The organism is Nocardiopsis sp. NPDC006938 (genome assembly GCF_042869555.1).
Classification (GTDB): domain Bacteria; phylum Actinomycetota; class Actinomycetes; order Streptosporangiales; family Streptosporangiaceae; genus Nocardiopsis.
In genome coordinates this window covers 26,190-47,526 of the sequence record NZ_JBIAGA010000010.1, presented here as the reverse complement: position 1 = coordinate 47,526, position 21,337 = coordinate 26,190, and the positions used below count along the sequence as shown (strand labels likewise).

At 71.7% G+C, this 21,337-nt stretch carries 20 protein-coding genes; 6 read left to right on the top strand and 14 right to left on the bottom strand.

The genetic code is table 11. From position 1 onward, the window contains the following. Positions 1 to 75: 75 nt before the first annotated feature. The 3 genes from ACFYL4_RS16515 to ACFYL4_RS16505 form a co-directional block, all read right to left on the bottom strand. Positions 76 to 1,434: a PhoH family protein gene (locus ACFYL4_RS16515; protein ID WP_357758534.1), complete on the bottom strand. Its 1,359-nt coding sequence runs from the start codon at positions 1,432 to 1,434 to the stop codon at positions 76 to 78. Between the two features lie 303 nt (positions 1,435 to 1,737). Next, on the bottom strand, positions 1,738 to 2,499 hold the full coding sequence (locus ACFYL4_RS16510; RefSeq protein ID WP_357758531.1) for an isoprenyl transferase: 762 nt from the start codon (positions 2,497 to 2,499) through the stop codon (positions 1,738 to 1,740). Positions 2,500 to 2,593: 94 nt separating this feature from the next. Continuing rightward, positions 2,594 to 3,205, bottom strand: coding sequence for a sigma-70 family RNA polymerase sigma factor (locus ACFYL4_RS16505; RefSeq protein WP_357758528.1), 612 nt, complete (start codon positions 3,203 to 3,205; stop codon positions 2,594 to 2,596). A 313-nt stretch (positions 3,206 to 3,518) separates the two neighbouring features. On the opposite strand from ACFYL4_RS16505, the gene ACFYL4_RS16500 reads away from it, so the two are divergent. Further along, positions 3,519 to 4,886 carry a serine/threonine-protein kinase gene (locus tag ACFYL4_RS16500; RefSeq protein ID WP_357758525.1) on the top strand — a complete coding sequence of 456 codons (1,368 nt, stop codon included), beginning with the start codon at positions 3,519 to 3,521 and terminating at the stop codon, positions 4,884 to 4,886. Positions 4,887 to 5,004: 118 nt separating this feature from the next. Here ACFYL4_RS16500 and ACFYL4_RS16495 read toward each other — a convergent pair whose 3' ends face one another. The 5 genes from ACFYL4_RS16495 to mca all read right to left on the bottom strand — a co-directional run bounded on the left by ACFYL4_RS16495 (position 5,005) and on the right by mca (position 10,181). Then, positions 5,005 to 7,053, bottom strand: coding sequence for a thioredoxin domain-containing protein (locus ACFYL4_RS16495; RefSeq protein WP_387519068.1), 2,049 nt, complete (start codon positions 7,051 to 7,053; stop codon positions 5,005 to 5,007). A gap of 43 nt (positions 7,054 to 7,096) precedes the next feature. Further along, entirely contained in the window at positions 7,097 to 8,101 is a 1,005-nt protein-coding gene (locus ACFYL4_RS16490; RefSeq protein ID WP_387519067.1) for an ornithine cyclodeaminase family protein, read from the bottom strand. 128 nt (positions 8,102 to 8,229) lie between these two features. Continuing rightward, on the bottom strand, positions 8,230 to 8,928 hold the full coding sequence (locus ACFYL4_RS16485) for a GntR family transcriptional regulator (RefSeq protein WP_387519066.1): 699 nt from the start codon (positions 8,926 to 8,928) through the stop codon (positions 8,230 to 8,232). 84 nt (positions 8,929 to 9,012) lie between these two features. Beyond that, entirely contained in the window at positions 9,013 to 9,297 is a 285-nt protein-coding gene (locus ACFYL4_RS16480) for a hypothetical protein (RefSeq protein ID WP_387519065.1), read from the bottom strand. Between the two features lie 5 nt (positions 9,298 to 9,302). Further along, positions 9,303 to 10,181 (bottom strand): mycothiol conjugate amidase Mca, encoded by an 879-nt coding sequence (gene mca / locus ACFYL4_RS16475; protein ID WP_387519064.1) that lies wholly within the window; start codon positions 10,179 to 10,181, stop codon positions 9,303 to 9,305. Between the two features lie 156 nt (positions 10,182 to 10,337). Between mca and ACFYL4_RS16470 the strand changes: the two genes are divergently transcribed. Further along, positions 10,338 to 10,754 carry a DUF4307 domain-containing protein gene (locus tag ACFYL4_RS16470; protein ID WP_357758508.1) on the top strand — a complete coding sequence of 139 codons (417 nt, stop codon included), beginning with the start codon at positions 10,338 to 10,340 and terminating at the stop codon, positions 10,752 to 10,754. 148 nt (positions 10,755 to 10,902) lie between these two features. Beyond that, positions 10,903 to 11,403: a transcription elongation factor GreA gene (gene greA / locus ACFYL4_RS16465; RefSeq protein ID WP_357758505.1), complete on the top strand. Its 501-nt coding sequence runs from the start codon at positions 10,903 to 10,905 to the stop codon at positions 11,401 to 11,403. A gap of 84 nt (positions 11,404 to 11,487) precedes the next feature. Here the strand turns inward: greA and ACFYL4_RS16460 are convergent, their stop codons facing one another. Both ACFYL4_RS16460 and ACFYL4_RS16455 read right to left on the bottom strand, forming a co-directional pair. Beyond that, positions 11,488 to 12,852: a hypothetical protein gene (locus ACFYL4_RS16460; RefSeq protein WP_357758502.1), complete on the bottom strand. Its 1,365-nt coding sequence runs from the start codon at positions 12,850 to 12,852 to the stop codon at positions 11,488 to 11,490. A 142-nt stretch (positions 12,853 to 12,994) separates the two neighbouring features. Continuing rightward, positions 12,995 to 14,149: an FIST N-terminal domain-containing protein gene (locus tag ACFYL4_RS16455; RefSeq protein WP_357758499.1), complete on the bottom strand. Its 1,155-nt coding sequence runs from the start codon at positions 14,147 to 14,149 to the stop codon at positions 12,995 to 12,997. Between the two features lie 194 nt (positions 14,150 to 14,343). On the opposite strand from ACFYL4_RS16455, the gene ACFYL4_RS16450 reads away from it, so the two are divergent. Continuing rightward, a complete protein-coding gene (locus ACFYL4_RS16450) occupies positions 14,344 to 15,765 on the top strand; it encodes a sigma 54-interacting transcriptional regulator (RefSeq protein WP_387519063.1) in 1,422 nt (473 codons plus the stop codon). Beyond that, positions 15,765 to 16,910: a VWA domain-containing protein gene (locus tag ACFYL4_RS16445; protein ID WP_387519062.1), complete on the top strand. Its 1,146-nt coding sequence runs from the start codon at positions 15,765 to 15,767 to the stop codon at positions 16,908 to 16,910. Before ACFYL4_RS16450 ends, ACFYL4_RS16445 begins: the two co-directional genes overlap by 1 nt. A 65-nt stretch (positions 16,911 to 16,975) precedes the next feature. On the opposite strand, the gene ACFYL4_RS16440 is transcribed toward ACFYL4_RS16445, so the two are convergent. Both ACFYL4_RS16440 and ACFYL4_RS16435 read right to left on the bottom strand, forming a co-directional pair. Next, a complete protein-coding gene (locus tag ACFYL4_RS16440; protein WP_387519061.1) occupies positions 16,976 to 17,785 on the bottom strand; it encodes a GntR family transcriptional regulator in 810 nt (269 codons plus the stop codon). A gap of 8 nt (positions 17,786 to 17,793) precedes the next feature. Further along, entirely contained in the window at positions 17,794 to 18,525 is a 732-nt protein-coding gene (locus ACFYL4_RS16435; protein WP_357758488.1) for a GntR family transcriptional regulator, read from the bottom strand. Positions 18,526 to 18,822: 297 nt separating this feature from the next. Between ACFYL4_RS16435 and ACFYL4_RS16430 the strand changes: the two genes are divergently transcribed. Continuing rightward, positions 18,823 to 19,068 (top strand): hypothetical protein, encoded by a 246-nt coding sequence (locus ACFYL4_RS16430; protein ID WP_387519060.1) that lies wholly within the window; start codon positions 18,823 to 18,825, stop codon positions 19,066 to 19,068. Between the two features lie 139 nt (positions 19,069 to 19,207). Here the strand turns inward: ACFYL4_RS16430 and ACFYL4_RS16425 are convergent, their stop codons facing one another. Both ACFYL4_RS16425 and ACFYL4_RS16420 read right to left on the bottom strand, forming a co-directional pair. Further along, positions 19,208 to 20,353, bottom strand: a complete 1,146-nt coding sequence (locus tag ACFYL4_RS16425; protein ID WP_387519059.1) for a cystathionine gamma-synthase — start codon at positions 20,351 to 20,353, stop codon at positions 19,208 to 19,210. Between the two features lie 166 nt (positions 20,354 to 20,519). Then, positions 20,520 to 21,248, bottom strand: a complete 729-nt coding sequence (locus ACFYL4_RS16420) for an acyltransferase (RefSeq protein ID WP_357758480.1) — start codon at positions 21,246 to 21,248, stop codon at positions 20,520 to 20,522. Between the last annotated feature and the right edge of the window lie 89 nt (positions 21,249 to 21,337).

Below are 21,337 nucleotides of genomic sequence, written 5' to 3'. Positions count from 1 at the left end.
GGTACCGGCGGGCGCGCCCGCCCCACGTCGGTGTGGGGCGGGCGCGCGCACTCCTGCGGCCCCAAGTCCCGGTCCCTAGGCCTCCAGCATCTCGGTGACCAGGGCGGCGATGGGCGAGCGCTCCGAACGGGTCAGCGTGACGTGCGCGAACAGCGGGTGGCCCTTGAGCTTCTCGATCACCGCGACGACCCCGTCGTGACGGCCCACCCGCAGGTTGTCGCGCTGGGCGATGTCGTGGGTGAGCACCACCCGCGAGTTCTCGCCCAGCCTGGACAGCACGGTGAGCAGGACGTTGCGTTCCAGGGACTGCGCCTCGTCGACGATCACGAAGGCGTCGTGCAGGGAGCGACCCCGGATGTGCGTGAGCGGCAGGACCTCCAGCATCCCCCGGTCGACGATCTCCTCGATCACGTCCTCACTGGTCACGGCGGACAGGGTGTCGTGCACCGCCTGGCCCCAGGGCGTCATCTTGTCGTTCTCGGTCCCCGGCAGGTAGCCGAGCTCCTGGCCCCCCACCGCGTACAGCGGACGGAACACCATGACCTTGCGGTGCTGGGCGCGCTCCAGGACGGCCTCCAGGCCGGCGCACAGCGCCAGCGCCGACTTGCCCGTGCCCGCGCGCCCGCCTAGCGAGACGATGCCGACGTCCGGGTCGGTCAGCAGGTCGAGGGCGATCCGCTGTTCGGCACTGCGCCCCTTCAGACCGAACACGTCCCGGTCCCCGCGCACCACCTTCACGGACTTGTCCGCCTGCGTACGCCCCAGCGCCTTGCCCTGTTCGGAGACCAGGACCAGACCGGTGTGGCAGGGCAGGTCCCTGGCCTGCTCGATCTCGCTCTCCCCGGCGGAGAACAGCTCGTCGATGTTGTGGGCGGGCACGTCCAGCTCGGCCATCCCGGTCCACCCGTGCTCGATCGCGAGTTCGGCCCGGTACTCGTCGGCCGGCAGACCGATCGAGGACGCCTTGATCCGCATCGGCAGGTCCTTGCTCACCAGGACCACGGAACTCTCCTCCTCGCGTTCGGCCTGGAGGTTGCGGGCCACCGTGAGGATACGGGTGTCGTTGTCCCCGAGTCGGAAACCCGCGGGCAGGATCGACGGATCGCTGTGGTTGAGCTCCACCCGGAGCGTGCCGCCCTGGTCGTTCACCGGGACGGCCACGTCCAGACGGCCGTGGGCGACCCTGAGGTCGTCCAACCGCCGCAGGGCGTTGCGAGCGAAGTACCCGAGCTCCGGGTGGTGACGCTTGCTCTCCAGCTCGGTGATCACCACCACGGGGATCACGACCTCGTGTTCGGCGAACCGGGCCATGGCCATCGGGTCGGCGAGCAGGACACTGGTGTCGAGCACGTAGACGCGCGTGCCCTCTCCTACCTCCGCTTCGGGGGCGGTGGGGGGCTGGGTGTCGCGGTGATCGGTCGAGGAACTAGCCACTCGTTCTCCCCTTGGGCACCGCACGGGTGCCCTGCTGTCACGGGATCATGGAGGACCGGGACCAGGCCCACGAGGGCCGGGTCCGGCCCTCCTCTTCGATATCCCGCCGGGGCGGAGAAGATCAACGAGACGGGGCCTCCCGAACGGATGGGCGAACGCCATCCGCTGCTGTCGACGCTACGCGCCCTCGAGCCCGTTTTCCAGGTCCCGTGCCCACCATCCGGTGAACTCCGCGTTACGGGCCCGCCGTGGACAGGCACGGCGCGCCCCGCGGAGCGGAGGCGGCAGGGGTCGGAACGGGATTCAGGAGCCGAAGCGCCGGTTGCGCGCGCCGTAGGCACGCAGCGCGCGCAGGAAGTCCACTCTGCGGAACGCGGGCCAGAAGACCTCGCAGAAGTAGAACTCCGAGTGCACGCTCTGCCAGAGCATGAAACCCGACAGACGCTGTTCCCCTGAGGTGCGGATGAGCAGGTCGGGGTCGGGTTGTCCGCGCGTGTAGAGATGCCGGGCGATGTCCTCGATGTCCAGGCGCTCTGCCAGCTCCTGGATACCGGTGCCCTTCGCCGCCTCCTCCTGGAGGAGCGACCGAACCGCATCAGCGATCTCACGTCTACCCCCATACCCGACGGCGACGTTGACAACCAGCCCGGGGTTGCCGGATGTGGCTTCCTCGGCCTCCTTGAGGGCGCGGGCGGTGGAGTCGGGCAGGACGTCGAGGGCTCCGACCGGGCGGGTGTTCCAGCCCTCCCGGCGCAGCCGCGCGATGGTCTCCTCGATGATGCGAACGAGGGGGCCGAGCTCGGCCTCGTCACGGGTGAGGTTGTCGGTGGACAGCATCCACAACGTGACGACCTGCACACCGACCTCGTTGCACCATCCGAGGACGTCGAAGATCTTGTTCGCCCCGGCCTGGTGACCCTGCTCGGCGCCCGGAAGACCACTGCTCTTGGCCCAGCGCCGGTTGCCGTCCATGGCCACACCGACGTGCCTGGGAATCTCCTGGCTGGTCAGACCGCGTTCGAGACGCCGCTCGTACAGCCAGTACAGGGGGTCACGGAGCCCCATTGGCGAAACCTCTCAGAGCTGGATCATGGGACGGCGCACTCCTGTGAACGGATGTGCCGACGGGGATTCCTCCAGAGTAGTTCGCCCGTGGACGTCACGTCACGGCGAGCGATTTGCGCACGTGCTTGCGGCCCTGGTGGATACGGGACTTGACCGTTCCCAGGGCGAGGTTGAGCTCGGAGGCGATCTCGTTGTAGTCCATCTGGCACAGGTCGCGCAGGACCAGCGGGGCCACGAGGTTGGGCCGGTCCTTCTCCAGCTGGTCGAGCGCCTCCAACAGGTCGATGCGCGAACCGGCGATGACGCTCGTGGTGCGGGGGTCGCGCTGGTTCGGCATCCGCTCGGCCTCGGTGGGGAACTCGGCCGACCGGCGCTTCATGGAGCGGTAGGTCTGCCGGGCGGAGTTGGACACCACCGTGTAGAGCCACGTGGTGAAGAGGGAGTCGCCCTTGAAGCTGTCGATCTTGCGGGCGACCCGCAGGAGCGCGTCCTGGCAGGCCTCCTCGGCGTCCTGACGGTAGGGCAGGAACCGGGCGCAGCGGCGCAGTACCTCGGGCTGGATGCGGCGCAGGAGGTCGTCGAGGGCCACCGCGTCACCGTGCTTGGCGCGGCGCGCGAGCTCCTCCAGCTCCTCGTCGACGTTACTGGCCACCCGGCGGCGGGGGGTGGGGGTCTCCTCGTTCTCCGAGTTGTCACTACTGTGCATGGCTCATTCTCTTCCTGGCTTGCGGCAGACGTCCGGTGGTCCGTACGAACGCGTACGCGCCCACTCATGAGAGGGTCACACGTCAATGGGACGCCTATGAGCCCCGCTCGGCTCCCGCCTCGCGAATCCCATGGTCTGCGCCCCCCGGTGCACATGGCGCACGGAACTCGAAGGGAACCTCCAGTCTCCATGCCCCGGAGGCGTCGACGATACCCGGGGGTGGGGATCATATCCACGGAAGTCCACGTGAAGGCGCAGATGGTGTATTAGTGGGCAACGACCGCGTATTCACCCCCGACAGACCGAGGCAAAGATGAGCCAACCGGAGGCCTTCGGACGTTACCGCGTCATCAGGCGTTTGGGTTCCGGTTCCTTCGCCACCGTCTGGCTGGCGCAGGACGATCTGCTGAACTACCCCGTGGCCATCAAGGTACTCGCCGAGAACTGGGCGCACCAGATGGACATCCAGCACCGCTTCCTGGAGGAGGCGCGCATCCTGCGCCAGACCGACTCCACGTGGCTGGTGGCGGTCCACGACGTCGACGTGCTGCCCGACGGGCGCCCGTACATGGTGATGACCTACGCCGACCAGGGCAGCGTCGCCGACCTCGTCCACCGGGGCCAGCTGCCCCTGGACGAGGCGCTGCGGCTGCTCACGGAGATCGGCCAGGGCATCACGGTGCTGCACGGCCACGGCACGATCCACCGGGACATCAAGCCGTCGAACGTGCTGCTCCAGTCCTCCCCCGTGGGTCAGCGCGTGCTGGTGGCGGACCTGGGTTTCGCGAAGGCGATCGACGAGGCCTCGGGGTTCACCGCGGCGGCCGGGACTCCCGGCTACATGTCGCCCGAACAGAGCATCCCCGGTGGCGACCTGGACGTCCGCTCGGACGTGTACTCGTTGGGCGCGGTCGCCTACGAGCTCATTACCGGACGTCCGCCGTCCCGGCCTCCGGTCAGGGTGGCGCCTGGCCGGATTCGGCCAGGTTTGCCTCCTGCGCTGGACGAACTGATCCTCTCGGCGCTGTCGGTGGACCGGGAGAGCCGCCCGGCCGACGCGAAGACGTTCACCGACCGGGTGCGCGCCATCCGTATGGCTCCCAACCTGAGCGAGGACACCGCCTGGTGGCAGCGGTACCGCATGCCCCGGCAGCGGGCCGGGGCCCTGGTCCTGGCGTGCGGCCTCCTGCTCACGGGGGTCAGTTCGTCGATGGGGACACCGGGCATGGTGTTGACGACGGTGCGCAACTCAGCGATGGAGATCCGCGTGGACGTACCGGCGGTGTGGGCCCGCGAGTTCCACACCGACCAGGAGGCGCGCGACTCGGTCGCGGACTCCGGCGCCGGGCCGGGGCTGTTGGCCGCCACCGACGTGGCCGACTGGCACTCCACGGACGTCCCCTCGTACGGGGTGTACGCCACGGTGGTGCCGGGCGCGCCGAACCTGGACACGGTGGCCGACACCAAGCCGTGTCCGGGGCCGCCGGAGGAGCGGGCGATCAGCGAGGGCGACTGGCAGGGCACGGCCTGGGAGTGGCCGGAGTGCAACGGCAACGGCGCCTTCACCTCGGTCGCCGTGCACCCGCCGGACACCCCCAGAACGGTCTACCTGGAGATCCGCCAGCCCGATTACCGTCCCGACCTGGTGGACGAGATCGTGGAGGGAATCGAGTTGTCGTGACCACCCCGAACTCGCGTCGCGGACACATCCCGTAGTTCGGCCATTCACCGCCGACAGTTCGGGATTGTCGACGGGTCAATGCGCCTTCGGGAATGATGTTGATTTTTCAACCACATTCTCAGCCCGAGTTCGCCTCACCCGACAACTGGGCCCGCAGTTCCTCCGGAGTCGTGACGGGCAGTTTGCAGACGAAGCCCTCGCACACGTAGGCGGTGGGCCTGCCCCCGACCCGCACCCGCTGTTCGAGGAGCGCGACCCCGCCGTCGTCGGTCCCGTCCCCTCGCGTGAGGACCGTGCCCAGGGGCGCCCACCGGAGTACGGTGCGCACCAGCTCCTCGGCGGCCGGCTCCCCCGGCTCCCCCACCACCGCGACGGCGCGCGGCCCGCTGAGCCGTGCCTCCCCTGCGGCCAGACCCCACCCGGCGAAGCGCGGGGCCTTCTCGGCCAGGAGCGGCACCACGGACAGCGCGCCCTCGGCGGCCGTCCGGTAGCGCTCCTGACCGGTCAGCGCCGCGTACGTGAGCAGCGCCGAGGCCGCGGCGAACCGGCCCGAGGGGGTGGCGTTGTCCGTGGGGTCCTGGGGGCGGCTGAAGAGCTGTTCGGCGTCGTCGGCGGTGTCGTAGAACCCGCCCTCCCCGTCCCCGAAGCGCTCCAGGACGGTGTCGAGCAGGCCCCCGGCCTCCCGCGCGTAGCGGGCCTCCCCGGTCACGCCGTGCAGGGCCAGCAGGCCCTCCGCGAGGTCGGCGTAGTCCTCCAGGACGGCGGCGCTGGGCCCGGGCCTGCCGTCCCGCGAGGTGCGCACGAGCCGCCCGTAGAGGAGATGGGTCCCGAGGACGAGGTCGGCCGCCTCCCGGGCCGCCCGGACCCAGTCGGGGCGCTCCAGCAGGGCGCCCGCCTCGGCCAGCGCCGCGATCGCCAGCCCGTTCCAGGCGGCCACCACCTTGTCGTCGCGGGCGGGCGGGACCCGCTCGGCGCGGGCGGCGAGCAGGGCGGCGCGGACCCGGTCGAAGCGCTCGGGGTCGTCGGGGTCCCCGCGTAGCTGGAGCACGGAGGAGCCGTGTTCGAAGGTGCCCCGCTCGGTCACGGCGAACAGGTCGGCGGCCCAGGCGCCGTCCTCCTCGCCGAGAACCTCGGTGAGCTGCGCGGGCGTCCACACGTAGTAGGTGCCCTCCTCGCCCTCGCTGTCGGCGTCCAGGGCGGACGCGAACCCGCCCTCCGGGGTGCGCAGGTCGCGCAGCATCCAGTCGGCGGTCTCCTGGGCCACCCTGAGCATGAGGGCCCGGCCCGCGATCGCGGCGGGGTCGTCGCCCGCCGGGCGCCGGGACAGCCGGGTGTAGGCGCGCAGCAGCAGGGCGTTGTCGTAGAGCATCTTCTCGAAGTGCGGCACGACCCACGCGCCGTCCACCGCGTAGCGGGCGAACCCGCCGCCGAGCTGGTCGTAGATGCCGCCCCGGGCCATCGCCACGGCGGTGCCGCCCGCCATGAGGGCGGCGGGAGTGGGCTCGTCGGCGCTCTGGAAGGGGAAGGTGCGCTCGTGCTGCGCGGTCAGGAAGGACAGCAGCATGGACGGCGGGAACTTGGGTTCGTCCCCGTACCCGCCCTCGGCGACGTCGTAGTCGTGGATGAGGGCCTGCACGGCCAGGTCGAGGTCGGCGGCGGTGGGCGGCGGGGAGGCGGCCAGCCGACGCGGGGCCCCGAGGGCCTCCACCACACGGCGCCCCTGGTCGAGGAGGTCCTCGCGCCGGTTACGCCAGGCGTCGGCCACCCCGTTGAGGAGGTTGCGGAAGTGGTCCCGGGGGAAGTAGGTCCCGCAGTAGAACGGGGCGCCGTCAGGCGTGGCGAACACGGTCATGGGCCAACCGCCCTGGCCGGTCATGGCCTGGGTGGCCTCCATGTACACGGCGTCGACGTCGGGGCGCTCCTCGCGGTCGACCTTGACGTTCACGTACAGCTCGTTCATCCGGGAGGCGGTCTCGGGGTCCTCGAAGGACTCGTGCGCCATGACGTGGCACCAGTGGCAGGCCGCGTAGCCCACGGAGATGAGGAGGGGGACGTCGCGGCGGCGTGCCTCGGCGAAGGCCTCCTCCCCCCAGGGCCACCACTCCACGGGGTTGTCGGCGTGCTGCAACAGGTAGGGGCTGGTCGCGTCGCTCAGGCGGTTGGGCATGCCTCCACTGTGCCACCCGACCGCCGCGCCGCGCGGGTCCGGGTCAGGCGGACAGGGTGATCTCGGCGCCCAGGCCACGAGCGCGGGCGGCGTCGAGCAGGAGACGGCCGACGGCGGCGTCCTCCAGGCCGATGCCCACCGAGTTGAACACGGTGATCTGCCGGTCGCAGGTGCGGCCGGGGTGTCGGCCGCCGACCACGGCGGCCAGTTCGAGGGAGCAGTCCTCGGCGGTGATGGCGCCCTCTGCGAGGGCGTGCGCGATGTCACCGGACTCGTGCAGCGCGGCCGGGGTGGAGTCCACCACGAGGAGGCCGGAGTCGCGGGCGGCGGCGAGGACGGCCGCGTCCACCTCCCGGTGGTCGGTCCTGGGGGGCGAGCCCACCGCGTTGAGGTGCTGCCCGGGGCGCAGCCAGGCGCCCTCGACCAGGGGTTCGCGGGAGGGGGTCACGGTGCAGACGACCTCGGACGCCTCGACGACGGCGCGGGGCGAGGCGGCGGCGACCACCTCCAGGCCGGGGACCTCCTCGGCCAGCGTCGCACGGAGCCGCTCGACGGTGGCCGAGGAGCGGGACCACACGAGGACCCGTTCCAGGCCCCGTTCGTCGGCGAGCGCGACCGCGTGCGCGGCGGCCAGGGGCCCGGCTCCGATGACGCCGAGGGTGTCCCAGCCGGGGCGGGCGAGGTGGCGGGTGGCCACACGGGTCGCGGCGGCGGTACGCAGCCGGGTGGGGACGGCTCCGTCGAGGATGGCCAGGGGGGCGCCGTCGTCCGCGTCCGCCAGGACCAGCACGGACTGTTGGGAGGGGAGCCCCCGCTCGCGGTTGCCGGGGATGTCGCTGAGGAGTTTGCCCGCCACCAGGCCACCGCTGCCGAGGAGCCCGACCATCGGAACGAACTGGGCGTCGTGCCCGGTCAGGCGGGCCGGTTCCGCGTGGGGCTGCGCGGCGCGCCCTTCGGCGAGGTCGGCGAAGGCGGCCTCCACCGCCGAGGCCACCTCTCGGGGGGTGACGAGGCCGGTGAGGTCGGATCGGGTGAGGATGGTCGTCATCGGTGTCTTCTCCCTGGGTCCACTGCCGTGCATTAGCGGTATACCACTAACCCGGCCAAGGGAACACCCTGTTAGGGACACACCCGGTCGCGGTGCGGAACCGGGGCCGTGGATCGCAGGTCGGGCGCCTACCTGCGGGTGCGGGTGCGGGTGACGTCCACCGGGTCGAACCGCTCCCACGTGTCGGCCACCGCCAGCGTGGGCTCCAGCCCTGCCGCGATGTGCGCGCGGTACAGGGCCGCCGCGCCGTCGCCGTCACCGGCCTCGACGAGTTCGAGCAGGCGGACGTGCTCCTCGCGCTGCTCCCGGGTGTCGCGGTGCCGGGTGAGATGGAAGAGCCACTGCACGCGGGAGTCCAGCGGCGCCATCATCCGCTGGAGGAGCGGGTTGCCGCACGCGGCGACCACGGCCCGGTGGAAACCCGCGTTCGCGGCGGCGGTGGCGGACTCGTCGTCCGCCTTCAGCGCGTGTTCGGCGTCGTCCAGGAGGGAGCGCATCCGCCGCAGGTCGGCATCGGTGCGCCGGGCGGCGGCCAGGCGCGCGGCCAGGGTCTCCAGCTCCTCGCGCACCTCGAACAGCCGCACGATGTCCTCACGGGACCAGCTCGCCACCATGGCCCCCTGCCGGGGCACCAGCACCACCAGCCCCTCGGCCTCCAACAACCGCAGGGCCTCGCGCAGGGGCACCCGTGAGACGCCGAGCTCGGCCGACGCCTCGCGCTCGGTGATCCGATGGCCGGGAGGCAGCTCCAGGTCCATGATGCGCGACCTGAGCTGGTGGTGGACCCGGTCGGGCAGGGACGGGGCTCGGGAGGGCTCGGGCAGCATCCCCCCATCGTAGGCACTCCCCCTCATGCGGGGGCGTGCCTGCCGGGACCGCCCCCGCGGGTGCGTGGCGGGGGCGGCGCCGGGTCAGGCGTTCGTGGAGGAGTCCCCCGTGGACGCGGTCTCCCCGGCGGCGGCCTCCACCCCGGAGGTCTCCACACGGTCGTCCCGCCCGGCGGCCTCCTCGGCCTCCTGGAGCTCGGCCCGGGCCGAGACCCCGCGGAGCTTGCCGATCAGGCTCCGCATCAGGAAGTAGAGGCACACGCCGATCGCGAAGATGGCGAGGAAGCCCAGGACACCGGGTGTGACGGTGTCCTTGTCCAGTGCGAAGTCCTGGGCGACCGTCGTGGTGGACGCGAGAAGGGTGTTCATGCCACTCATACTCTCATCGACTCGCGCACACCCGCGAAGAGGTCCTTCTCAGGGACCTCGGTGTCCACGAGGGACCGGACCAGGTGGTAGTCCTCGGTCGGCCAGGCCTCGGCCACGACCTCGTTGGGCACGGCGAACCAGAAGCCGTCCGGGTCGATCTGGGTCGCGTGCGCCTTGAGCGCCTCGTGCGCCGTGTCGAAGTACTCACTGCAAGGGACGCGGGTGGTGATGTCCCAGCGCGGGCGCTCCCGGTCCTTGAGGCGCTCCATCCACTCCGCGAAGGGGTTGTCCAGACCGCGATCGGCCAGGATGCGCGCGAGGGCCTCGAACCGCTCGGGCGGGAACGAGACGAAGTAGTAGAGCTTGAGGGGCTGCCACGGGTCGCCGGAGCCCGGGTAGGCGTCCGGCTCGGCGGCGGCGTCGAAGGCGTGCATCGACACCTGGTGCGTCATGATGTGGTCGGGGTGCGGGTAACCACCGTTCTCGTCATAGGTCAGGATGACGTGCGGACGGAACCGGCGGATCGCGGCCACCAGGGGTTCGGCGGCCTCCTCCACGGGAAGGGTCGCGAAGCAGCCCTCGGGAAGCGGGGGGAGGGGGTCGCCCTCGGGCAGGCCGGAGTCGACGAAACCGGCGAACTCCTGCTCGACACCGAGGATCTCGCGGGCCCGGTTCATCTCCTCACGGCGCACCTCGGCGATGTTCTCGCGGACCTCGGGGCGTTCCATCGCCGGGTTGAGGATGTCTCCGCGTTCGCCACCGGTCATGGTGACGACCAGCACGTCGGCACCCTCTCGGGCGTAGCGGGCCATGGTGGCCGCGCCCTTGCTGGACTCGTCATCGGGATGGGCATGGACGGCCATAAGCCGCAGGCGCTCGGACAACGAAGGCTTCTCCTTGGCTCGGTCGACGGCCACTGCACGCGGCTGTCCGACGCCACCCCGGGTCACGGCGTGGACGACTCACGTGCGGGCCGCGTAGGGGGGCTGTCAGGTCGGGGATATCTTAGACAACACCGTCCCCTCGCTCGGAGATTCCCAATGTCAGCGACCCCGGAAGATGATGCCGTGAACAGTGCCGACACCGCGCCAGCGCTACGCAAGCGCCACGGCAACGGGCCCGTCTTCTTCGTCGTCGCGACCATCTTCGCCGTGGCCGTCAGCATCGGCTGGGGCTACTCCGTCATGAACTACACCGGGCTGAGCGGCGGCGTGTACCACCAGGTGATCGCGGTGACCGCGCCGACCGGGAGCGAGGCCCGGATCGACTTCGAGGTCAACAGCAAGAACGGGGCCGAGTGCCTGATCCGCGCCCTGGACGCCCAGATGGTCGAGGTCGGCACGGAGCGGATCGAGGTCGAGGGCGGGAACCGAATGGTCAGCCAGACCGTTGAAACGGTTCGTCAGGCTTCCACGGTAGAAGTGGCCTCGTGCAGGGAACAAGGTTCGCAGGACTGATCAACCGAGCTTTCCCCCTGTTCGGCACAGGTATCCGGAGCGGCTCCCGAGACACGCGTCACCGGTGTGCGATCGCGCACGGTGATATTCTCGTGAGTTCAGCTCTGGCCGCCTGGTGGCCATTGCTACGAGTACACAAGGAGTTCCCGTGACCCAGACCCGCGATGACAACGTCACCTGGCTCACCCAGGAGGCGTATGACCGGCTCAAGGGAGAGCTGGACCACCTGTCGGGGACCGGGCGTATCGAGATCGCGGAGAAGATCGAGGCCGCTCGGGAAGAGGGTGACCTGAAGGAGAACGGCGGCTACCACGCCGCCAAGGAGGAGCAGGGCAAGATGGAGGCCCGCATCCTCCAGCTCACCGAGATCCTGCGCACCGCGCGGGTCGGCGAGGCGCCCCGTACCGAGGGCGTGGTCGGCCCCGGCATGACCGTCACCGTCAGGTTCGACGGCGACGACGAGGAGGTCACCTTCCTGCTCGCCTCGCGTGAGGAGAGCGGCTCCCCCATCGACGTGTACTCCCCCAAGTCCCCGCTCGGCTCCGCCATCAACGGCAAGGGCGTCGGTGAGACGGTCAGCTACAACCTGCCCAACGGCAAGAGCCTCGGCGTGGAGATCATCGAGGCGGTTCCCTACAGCGGTATGTGACACACCGCCGTGGCACCACCGGGCGGACCAGGAACGTAGTACGGCAGGGGCGGCTTCGGCCGCCCCTGCCGTATGCCCGGCCCCCTACTCCGTGACGCACTCGGGGGCGTCGGCACCGCCCACGGCGAAGGCCGCCGGAACGTAGTGGTCCTCGCCGATCCGGTACCAGACGTCGGAGGCTCCGGCGGGTCCGGCGGCCCGGTCACCGGTGGTGCGGCAGGCCACGTCCACGTTGGCCTTGTGGGCGGCCTGGCCCACGGTGTCGTGGTCGGTGCCGGGACCCTCCCGCACGATCACGGGGTCCGCGCCGGTGGCGGTGGTGATCTCGGCGCGGTGACGGTATTCGGCGGTCCACAGGTAGTCGACCCGCACCCACGCGTTGGTGGGGAGCTGGAGGCCCTCGTTGAAGGCCCCGTCGGCGAGGTCGATGCCGGCCGGATTGAGCACCCGGCGGCCGAACCCGTCGAGGCCGCCGTTGTGACTCTCGGTGTAGGCGGCCTGCGCCTGGGGGCGGCCCCGGTCCAGGTCGCGCCAGGACTCGCGGTCGTCGTTCCAGTGGTCGTCGGTGATGTTCCAGGGGCCCACGTCCCACACGGGCAGGTAGGAGCAGCGGGGCTCGTGGTTCTCGGTGTCACCGCTGGCGCCGGGCCCCAGGGCGCCGGTGCTGCACACCCGGACGGTGTACTCGCCGCCGCCCCGGGTGGCCAGGCCCCGGCGGGAGGGCAGGGCCACGAACTGGTCGTCGGGCCGGACGGTGTGCCCGTTGGCGGTCTTGTTGCCGACCAGGCCGATGCGGGTGGCGAACAGGCGGGCCGAGAACGGGCGGGGGACGTCGTCGTCCCGGGCCTCGTCCTGGGTGTCCTCCCCGGCCCCGTCGGTTCCGGTGGCCCCGGCGGGCTCGTCCGTCCCGGTGGACTCCACCGGGCGCACCCGCACCTCGGTGACCGAGGTCGCCTCGTCCCGCTCCTGCGGCCCGTCTCCGCCGACCACCTCGGACTCCACCCCCACTCTCAGCTGCACCTCCGCGACCGGTTCCGGCAGGGTCACCCTGCCTCCGCCGACCCCAGTGGGGTGCCACTCCGTCCACATCCCGTCGGAGCGCACGCCCCGTGCCTCGGTGAGGACCTCCTCGGCGTCGCCCGTGACGCGCACGTCGACGTCGAGGGTGTCGGTGGCCCCGTCCAGCTCCTGACCGGGAAAGGTCGCCAGCCCCGCACGGCGTTGCGCGGGGTCCAGACGCGGCGAGGCGCCGAGGTCGGTGGACCGGCCGGTGTTCAGACGCAGCGCTCCGGAGTCCAGGGACAGGCCGATCCGGTCCGCCGAGGTCAGGTCCTGCTCCATCCAGGCGGACTCGGCGGCCAGCGCTGGGGTGGGTGTCGCCAGCGGAGCCAGGAGGGCGAACGCCCCGAGGGCAACGAGGGACGTGGTCGTGCGCCGGTTGTCGGCCATCGTTCCTTCTCTCACCAAGCACGCAAAGTGATGAAAACGCAGTCACTCTTAGTAATCACCCTGGTGTGCGCACACTCAAGCAGGTTGGTCAGGGTGTTGGTGATCCGAGGGTAAAAGTCCGACTTGACCCGACGCCCGGCGGTCAGGCCCCGAACGCCAGCAGACAGGCCGTGAAGCCGTGCACGTGGTTCACCCCCGCGACCGGGCCGATCTCACCCGCCGCGAACAGGCCCGCCACCGGACCGGCTCCCAGGACGCGCCGCACCGCCAGGACGTCGTGGTCGGCCTGGGAGAACAGCGCCTCCCCCCGCCCTTGGCACGAGAACAGCAGTCCCGCGGCCACCGCGTGCTCGGCGCCGAACTCCGCCAGCTTGCGCGCGAGGTCCTCGTCCGCCGTCCCCGCGTCCCGCACCTGGAAGCGGACGGTCTGGCCCACCTCCACCATCTCGTCGATGGTGAGCGCGCCCAGCTCCGGGTCGGCGCCGTTGAGCGTGCGGATGAGGAAGTCGCCCTGTTCGTGCTGGTCGGCGTACTCGTCCATCGCGATCCCGATGTGCAGGCCCCGCGCGGCCAGCTCGCGGTCCTTCTCGGGCAGCTCCTCCACCAGGGCCTCCAACCGCTCGTAGGCGTTGGTCCCGGCCAGCTCCAGCACGAGGTTGCCCTCGGCCTTGGTGATGGTCATGTTCGGCCCCACCGGGCGGCACCCCTGGCTGACCACCGTTCCCAGCACCCCCTCACCGCCGACGAGCACTCCCACGGCTCCGTTGGGGGCCACCTCGCCCTCGCAGAACAGCCGCACGGAGTCCTCCCCGCGCAGCCCGTCCGCCATCGCCCCGACCAGCGGGAGCCCGCCGAGGGCCTCGGTGGTCTCACGGACGAACGCCTGGGTGGGGAACTCGTAGGGGTTGGTGAGCAGGATGCCGACCCGGTCACGCGGCGACGGTTCGCGCATACCCACCACGGCCAGCTGATCGCCCTCGACCACGGTGTCCAGGTGGAAGGGGGTCAGCTCGACCCCGGGCAGGCGGGCGCACCACACGCTCACCGCGCCCTGGCCCTCGACGCCCCGGCCTGCGCCGAACACGCCGGTGGCGCTGCACCCCAGGGTGAGGGCGTCCCCGGCCAGTTCCATGACCCGTCTCCCGGCCAGGGTGACCTCGTCCGGGTCGGCCCCGCTCACGAAGAAACAGACCAGGTCGGCGGGGCCGTCCACCTGTTCCAGGGCCTGGAGGACGGCTCGCTCGCCCGCGTTCACGAGGTCGGCCCCCGTCGTCAGTGCATCGCCGAACCTAGCCACCAGCCGCCACCCCCGCCTTCACCGGCCACCTGGACCGGGCCTGGGAACCCTGTCGTCCCATTCTTCCATCCGACTCCCAACAGGGGCTATCCACCAGAGGAACCCTCAAACGCCCCCGTCCCGGCGAACGCCCCTTCGGTCCCGGCCCGCCCGAGGCGGCCGAGGGCGGTCGGGCACGCCCTACACTCCCCCTTGTGACCCATGCCGCACCTGTCCCGAGCGGGCTCCCGCGCACGCGCGCCGCGCTGCGCGAGTCCGGCCACGTCCACCGTTCCACCACGGCGGAGGTACGTGAGAACCTGCTGACCCGGATGGCCTCGGGCGGCCCCCGCTTCCCCGGGGTGCACGGGTTCGACGCCACCGTGCTCCCCCAGCTGGAGCGCGCGCTGATCGCCGGACACGACATCGTGCTGCTGGGCGAGCGCGGCCAGGGCAAGACGCGGCTGATCCGTACCGTGGCCGGTCTGCTCGACGAATGGAGCCCCGTGGTGGAGGGCTGCCCGGTCAACGACCACCCCTACGCCCCGGTCTGTCCCGCCTGCCTGCGCCGGAGCGCCACCGAGGGCGACGCCCTCCCGGTGACCTGGCGGCACCGCGACGCCCGGTACGGCGAGAAACTGGCCACCCCCGACACCGGCACCGCCGAGCTGATCGGCGACGTCGACCCGGCCAGGATCGCGGAGGGGCGTTCGCTCGGTGATCCGGAGACCGTCCACTACGGCCTCCTGCCCCGCGCGAACCGGGGCGTGTTCTGCGTCAACGAGCTCCCCGACCTGCCCGCGCGCGCCCAGGTGGCCCTGTTCAACGTCCTGGAGGAGCGCGACCTCCAGGTGCGCGGGTACACGCTGCGCCTGCCCCTGGACCTCCTGCTGGTGGCCAGCGCCAACCCCGAGGACTACACGAGCCGGGGGCGCATCGTCACCCCGCTCAAGGACCGGTTCGGCGCCCAGGTGCGCACCCACTACCCGCCCGGTCTCGACGACGAACTGGCGCTGGTCCGGCAGGAGGCGGACCTGCCCCCGGGCACGACCGTCCCCACGCACCTCCTGGAGGCCGTGGTGCGCTTCGCCCGACTCGTGCGCGCCTCCAACCGGGTGGACCAGCGCTCGGGGGTCTCGGTGCGGTTCACCGTGGCGGCCGCCGAGACCCTGGCGGCGTCGGCGCTGCGCCGGGCCGCGCTGACCGGCGAGGAGGTCCCCGTGGCCCGGGTCTGCGACCTGGTGGGCGTCCCCGAACCCCTGTTGGGCAAGGTGGAGTTCGAGACGGGGTCGGAGGGGCGCGAGGCGGCGGTCCTGGAGACCCTGCTGCGCCGGGCCGTCTCCGAGACCTTCCGGGCCCGGTTGGGCGACGCGGACCTGGAACCGCTCAGTGACCGGTTCGCGGGCGGCGGGACCGTGGAGAGCGGCGACCTGGTGGGGGCGGTCGAGCTGCTGCGCCGGGTGGGAACGGTGCCCGGCCTGGCCGGACTGTTGGAACGGGTCGCCCCCGAGGAGACCGACGGCCCTCCCACCCCGGGGCTGGCCGCGTCGGTGGTGGAGTTCGCGTTGGAGGGCCTGTACCTGGAGCGGCGGCTGTCCAAGGACACCGCCCCGGAGGGTGGTGTCTACCGCTTCTGATGAGGTTCCGGTACCGGGAGTACATGGGTGGCCCCGACCCCCTCGCCGAGCCCGACCCGCCCCCTGAGGAGGCGGTGCGGGCCGCCGAGGGTCTGGTGGGTCTGATCGCCGGGGCCCGGTCACGGGAGGACACCCCCGAAGGGGACGTCCGTGGGGCGGTGCTCGCCGCCGCCGAGGAGGCGCTGTCAGCGTACGCGGAGGGCGACCGCGACGCTCTGGGGGGCCTGGACGCCGACGCCCTGCGCGGTGTGCTGGGCCCGGCCGCCCACGGTCCGCTGGAGCGGTTGGACTCCGCCGACCACGGGCTGACCCCGCGCGAGCTGCGCAGGTTGGGCGAGGTGGCGTTGAGGGACGTCGAGAACGCGCGGCGGACCGCGCCAGGGGGGCGTTCCGGCGGCGACGCCCCGGGCGGCGAACCGACCGGGGCGACCGTCCCCCACGACGGTCTGGACCGGACGCTGGACGCGGTGGCGACCCTGCGCGAGGCGATGCTGCGCCGGGCCTCGCAGGGCGGTTCCGGCGCGGCGCCGTTGCGTGCGGAGGACGTCCGGTACGCGGAGACCGAACCGGCCGGCGCGGCCGCCGTGTGCCTGCTCGTGGACCTGTCCCACTCGATGGTCACGCGCGGCCTGCACGAGGCCGCCGTCCGTACGGCGCTGGCCCTGCACACCCTGGTGCGCACACGACACCCCGAGGACCGGGTGCTCCTGGTCGGGTTCGGCGACCACGCCCGGGAGATGTCCCCCGCCGACCTCGTGGAGCACGACTGGCGCCGGGTGCCCGGCACCAACCTCCAGCACGGGCTGCGCCTGGCCCGGCGGCACCTGCGCCGCCACCGGGGGCTGCTGCCGATGGTGCTGGTCGTCACCGACGGCGAGCCCACCGCCCACCTGGGCGAGGACGGGGACGCGCGGTTCTCCTGGCCGCCCGCGCCGCGCACGGTGGAGGTCACCGCCGCGGAGTTGGACTGCGTACTGGGCGAGGGCGCCGGGGTGACGTTCTTCCTGCTCGCGGACGACCCCCGCCTGCGGGGGTTCCGGGAGCTCCTCGAACGCCGCCGCGGGGTGGGCGTGGTGGACGCGGGCGCCGACGCCCTGGGGCCGCTGGTCGTCGACCGGTACCTGCGGCGGCGGTCCGGGCCCTGAACGCGCGGGGCGGTGCGCGGCCGGTCACCGCGCGGGCGGCACCGGCCTTGCGGCGGTCGGGGCGGTCAGTGGTCGAAGACGCTGACGCCGGAGTCCAGCACCGGTAGCTCGTCGGGGGCGTCGCCGCCCGCGTACAGGAGCTGGTGACGGTTGGCCGGCATGAGCGCCTCCGTGTAGCGCAGCGGACGCTGCCCCTGGTAGGTGACCCGTTCCTGGACCAACAGCGGGATGCCGGGCCCCAGTCCGAAGGCGTCGGCCTCGTCCTGGGAGGGCATGCGCGCCCCCACCACGTCCCAGTTCCATTCCTCGTGGAATCCGAGCTCGCGCAGGACGGCGCCGATCCCGCCCTCCAGGTATTCGGGGGACATCAGCGGGGTGTTGTTGGCGATCCCGAACGGGAAGTACGTGACGTGGGACTGCCAGAGACCGCCGTCCACGAAGTGCTCCGAGGACCGGATGACGACCAGTCCCCCGCTGGCGGCCCGGCCGTCCGCGGCGTCGACCAGTCGCTTGGCCACCTTCGGGCGCATGGTGTCCAGGCTGACCTTGACCTTCTCGTCGATGTCGCCGAATCCGGCCCGCCGCAGGCGATCGTGGGAGCCGAGGTCGAAGCGGGAGGGGTCGTCCGTACCGTCGGGGGTGGCCTTGTGCGTGACCGGGTGGTGGTCGGAGACGAAGGCTCCCCGGCCGACGCGGATGGAGACCCGGCCCTCGTCCTGGAGGATGCGCATCCCCAGGCGCGCGGTGGCCCGGGAGACGTCGAGCTCGTCGGCGAGCTCCTCCTCGCCGGGCAGCCGGTCGCCCGGGCGGTAGTCACCCCTGGCCAGCGCCTCCCGCAGGTAGTCGGCGACCACGGTCTTCTTCGTCGCGCTCATTGGCTTGATCAGTCCCGGTGGTAGGCCTGGAGGTTACCGTGCTCGAACTGGTAGCGGATGCTGTGCCCCGCGTGGACAGTGTGCACCATCCGTAGCGGTCGCTCGTCGGAGTAGTCGGTGCGGTTCACGTTGAGGACCGGGACTCCGGGCGGGAGTTCGAGCTCGGAGGCCTCCTGCGGGGTGGGCATGCGCGTCTCCAGCTCGTCCACGTAGCCGACCTGGCGGTGGCCGTGCTCCAGGAGCACGGCCAGGGCGCTCCCGACGTTCTCGGGGAGCATCAGCGAGGTGCCCTGGACCAGGTCGACCGGGTAGTGGGCGGAGCTGATCGATCCGGACCGCTCGCCGGAGAAGCGGTGCATGCGCCGGACCACCGTCATCTCCCCCTCCGGGACCCGGAGGCGGCTGGCGATGTCGGGGGTGGCGCTGAGCAGTTGGAGCTCCTCCAGGGTCAGGCCGCTCATGTTGAACTCGTTGAGCCCCTCCGGGCCGCCCGTCTTGCGGGTGGCGTAGAAGATCTCGGGGACCACGTCCTGGACGAAGTGTCCGCGCCCGGGCCTGCTGACGATGAGGCCCTGGTTGCGCAGCATGCCCAGGGCGAGGCGGATGGTGTTGCGGGAGGCCTCGAAGCGCTCCTCCAGCTGCTTCTCCGAGGGGAGTTGGCCGCCCAGGGGGAGGCTCCGGTCCTGGATCTCCCGTCGCAGGACACGGGCGATCTGTCGGTATCTGCTCTCTGCCCGCATGAGTCCGCCCTAAGAGGGGTAGAAGACCAACAACACAGCTTGTACCAACAAGCTAAGTACTACACCAGCCAAACAGCTCTGACTGGTTCTCATGAACCATCCTAAAGGAAGGTGACCCTCAGTACAGGCACACCGGCCCCCAGAACCGGAGACCGACAGCATGCGACAGCCCCTCCAGGACCACCCGCCCCATACCGGCAGAGGAACCCGGCACCAATGACCCCCGGCACCACCCTCCCCCTGTACGGCAGGGGGCCCACCAGGAACTGACCACCCGCCTACGCGAAGGACTTCCCCATGAACATCGCGTTCGTCATCCTCATCCTCGCCGCCCTGTTCCTGACCGCCCTCGCGGTCGGCTTCCTCCTCGCCGTCTCCATCGGCATCCGCCGCGCGGACCGCGGCGGCACCTACCGCTCCCTGCGCCGGAGCGACGACGACAACGCCCTCACCCGCTCCAGCCGGGCCGTGGTCGGCCTGCGCTTCCGGAGCCAGGGCCCGGGTGACCTCCCCGACCGCGGCCGTACCCCCACCGCCGTCTGACCCCGGCACGTACGAGGGCACAGCCCTCGAGCACCATCGACGCGGAGGCCGCGACGGGCCCGGCACACGGCCGGGGCACCCGCGCGGTGTGGCGCGGGCACCCCCGCCGGGGGTCGCCCCGCAGGACCCACCCGGAAGGTCAGCCCTCCAGGGCCTGGGTCAGGTCCGCCACGAGGTCGTCACCGAACTCGATGCCCACGGAGATCCGCACCAGGTCGGCCGGGACCTCCAGCGCCGAGCCCGCCGTGGACGCGTGCGTCATCCGGCCCGGGTGCTCGATCAGCGACTCCACACCGCCCAGGGACTCACCCAGGGTGAACACCTTCGTCCGCTCGCACAGGTCCAGCGCGGCCTGCTCACCGCCCCTGAGCGTGAACGAGACCATGCCGCCGAAGGCGCGCATCTGCCGCTCGGCGATCTTGTGCCCCGGGTGGGTGTCCAGGCCCGGGTAGTAGACCCGACCGACCGCCGGGTGGCCCTCCAGCGCGGCCACCACGCGCTCGGCGTTCTCGCTGTGACGGTCCATGCGCACGCCCAGGGTCTTGACCCCGCGCAGCGTCAGCCAGGCGTCGAAGGGGCCCGCGACGGCGCCCATGGTGTTCTGGTGGAAGGCCAGCCGCTCGCCGAGCTCGGCGTCGGCCACGACCAGCGCGCCGCCGACCACGTCGGAGTGGCCGCCGACGTACTTGGTCGTGGAGTGCACGACCACGTCGGCGCCCAGGGTGAGCGGCCGCTGGAGGTAGGGCGAGGCGAAGGTGTTGTCCACCACGTGCAGGGCGTCGGCCTCGTGGGCGATCTGCGCGACCGTCTCGATGTCGGTGATGCCCAGGAGGGGGTTGGTGGGCGTCTCCGTCCACACCACGCGGGTGTTGGGGCGGACGGCGTCGCGGACCGCGTCGACGTCCGTCTGGTCGACGGCGTCCCAGGTGACGCCCCAGCGCTCGACCACCTTGGAGATGAGCCGGAACGTGCCACCGTAGGCGTCGCCGGGGATGATGATGTGGTCGCCCGGGGAGAGGACCGTGCGCAGGAGGGTGTCCTCGGCGGCCATGCCGGAGGCGAAGGCCAGGCCCCGGGCACCGGACTCCAGGGCGGCCAGGCACTCCTCCAGCGCGGTGCGGGTGGGGTTCTTGGTGCGGGAGTACTCGTAGCCCTGCCGCATCCCGCCCACGCCGTCCTGGGCGTAGGTACTCGTCTGGTAGATCGGCACAACCACGGCACCGGTACCGGCGTCCGGCTCCTGCCCCGCGTGGATGGCCAGCGTTTCAAAACCGTCGAACTTCATGGGGCCACCCTAGTGCCCCGGGACCGCCCGGAACCCGTTGTCAACAGGCATATCTCAGGATGTGGTCGTCTTCTCGCGCGCCGCGGCCGCGCGCCCGGCGACCGATGCCGGCACGGGGCCCTCCGAGGCGCCGCGGGCCCCGGGAGCCTCCCGCCCGGACGGTCCGTCAGGCCGGGGGGAAACGGGTCGGCGACCCCGGTTCGGGGGGCTCGGCGGGAACCTCGGGCGGCAACCCCGTCACCGGAGTGGGGACCCGGGTGGGGGTCCCGGTCTCGCGCAGGGGCGGGTCCCAGCCGAGCTCGGTGTCGTGGGTGCGCACGACCTTGCCGGGGACGCCCGCGATGACCGCGTGGTCGGGGTAGGTGCCCGGTCGCACGACCGTACCGGCCGCCACCACAGAGTTCCTGCCCAGGTGCACCCCGGGCAGGATCACGCAGTTGGCGCCGAGCCAGCTACCGTCGCCGATGCTCACCGGATCGTCCACCGGCCACTGGAGGCCCACGGGGATGTCGGTGTTGGCGTAGGCGTGGTTCTGGTCGGTGATGTAGACGTAGGGGCCGGTGTACACGTGGTCGCCGATGTCCACCGAGCGGTGCGCCACGATGTGCGAGCCGCGTCCGATGGCGCACCCGGAGCCGATGCGCACCACCGTGCCCTCGCCGAGGTCGTAGTCGGGGCCCATCCCGGCGGCGAGGGTCATGTCCCCGCCGAGCACGGTGTGGACGCCGATCTCGATCCACGGCTCGCCGTAGACCGTCGCCGTGGGGAAGGCGATCGCCGATCCCGCGCCGAAGCGCGCGAACCTGCGGGCCGCCCGGGAGTCGGCTCGGATCTCTCCGTGACTGCGCGCGTACGACCAGGCGGAGCGGATGATCCAGTTGAGGAGCCGCGACACGGGTGCACCTACTTATTACCGGCCAGTACGTACTGACGCGAACATTAGCAGTGTCCGAGTATGCGGCACCCTGTCCGGTACCGGGACCC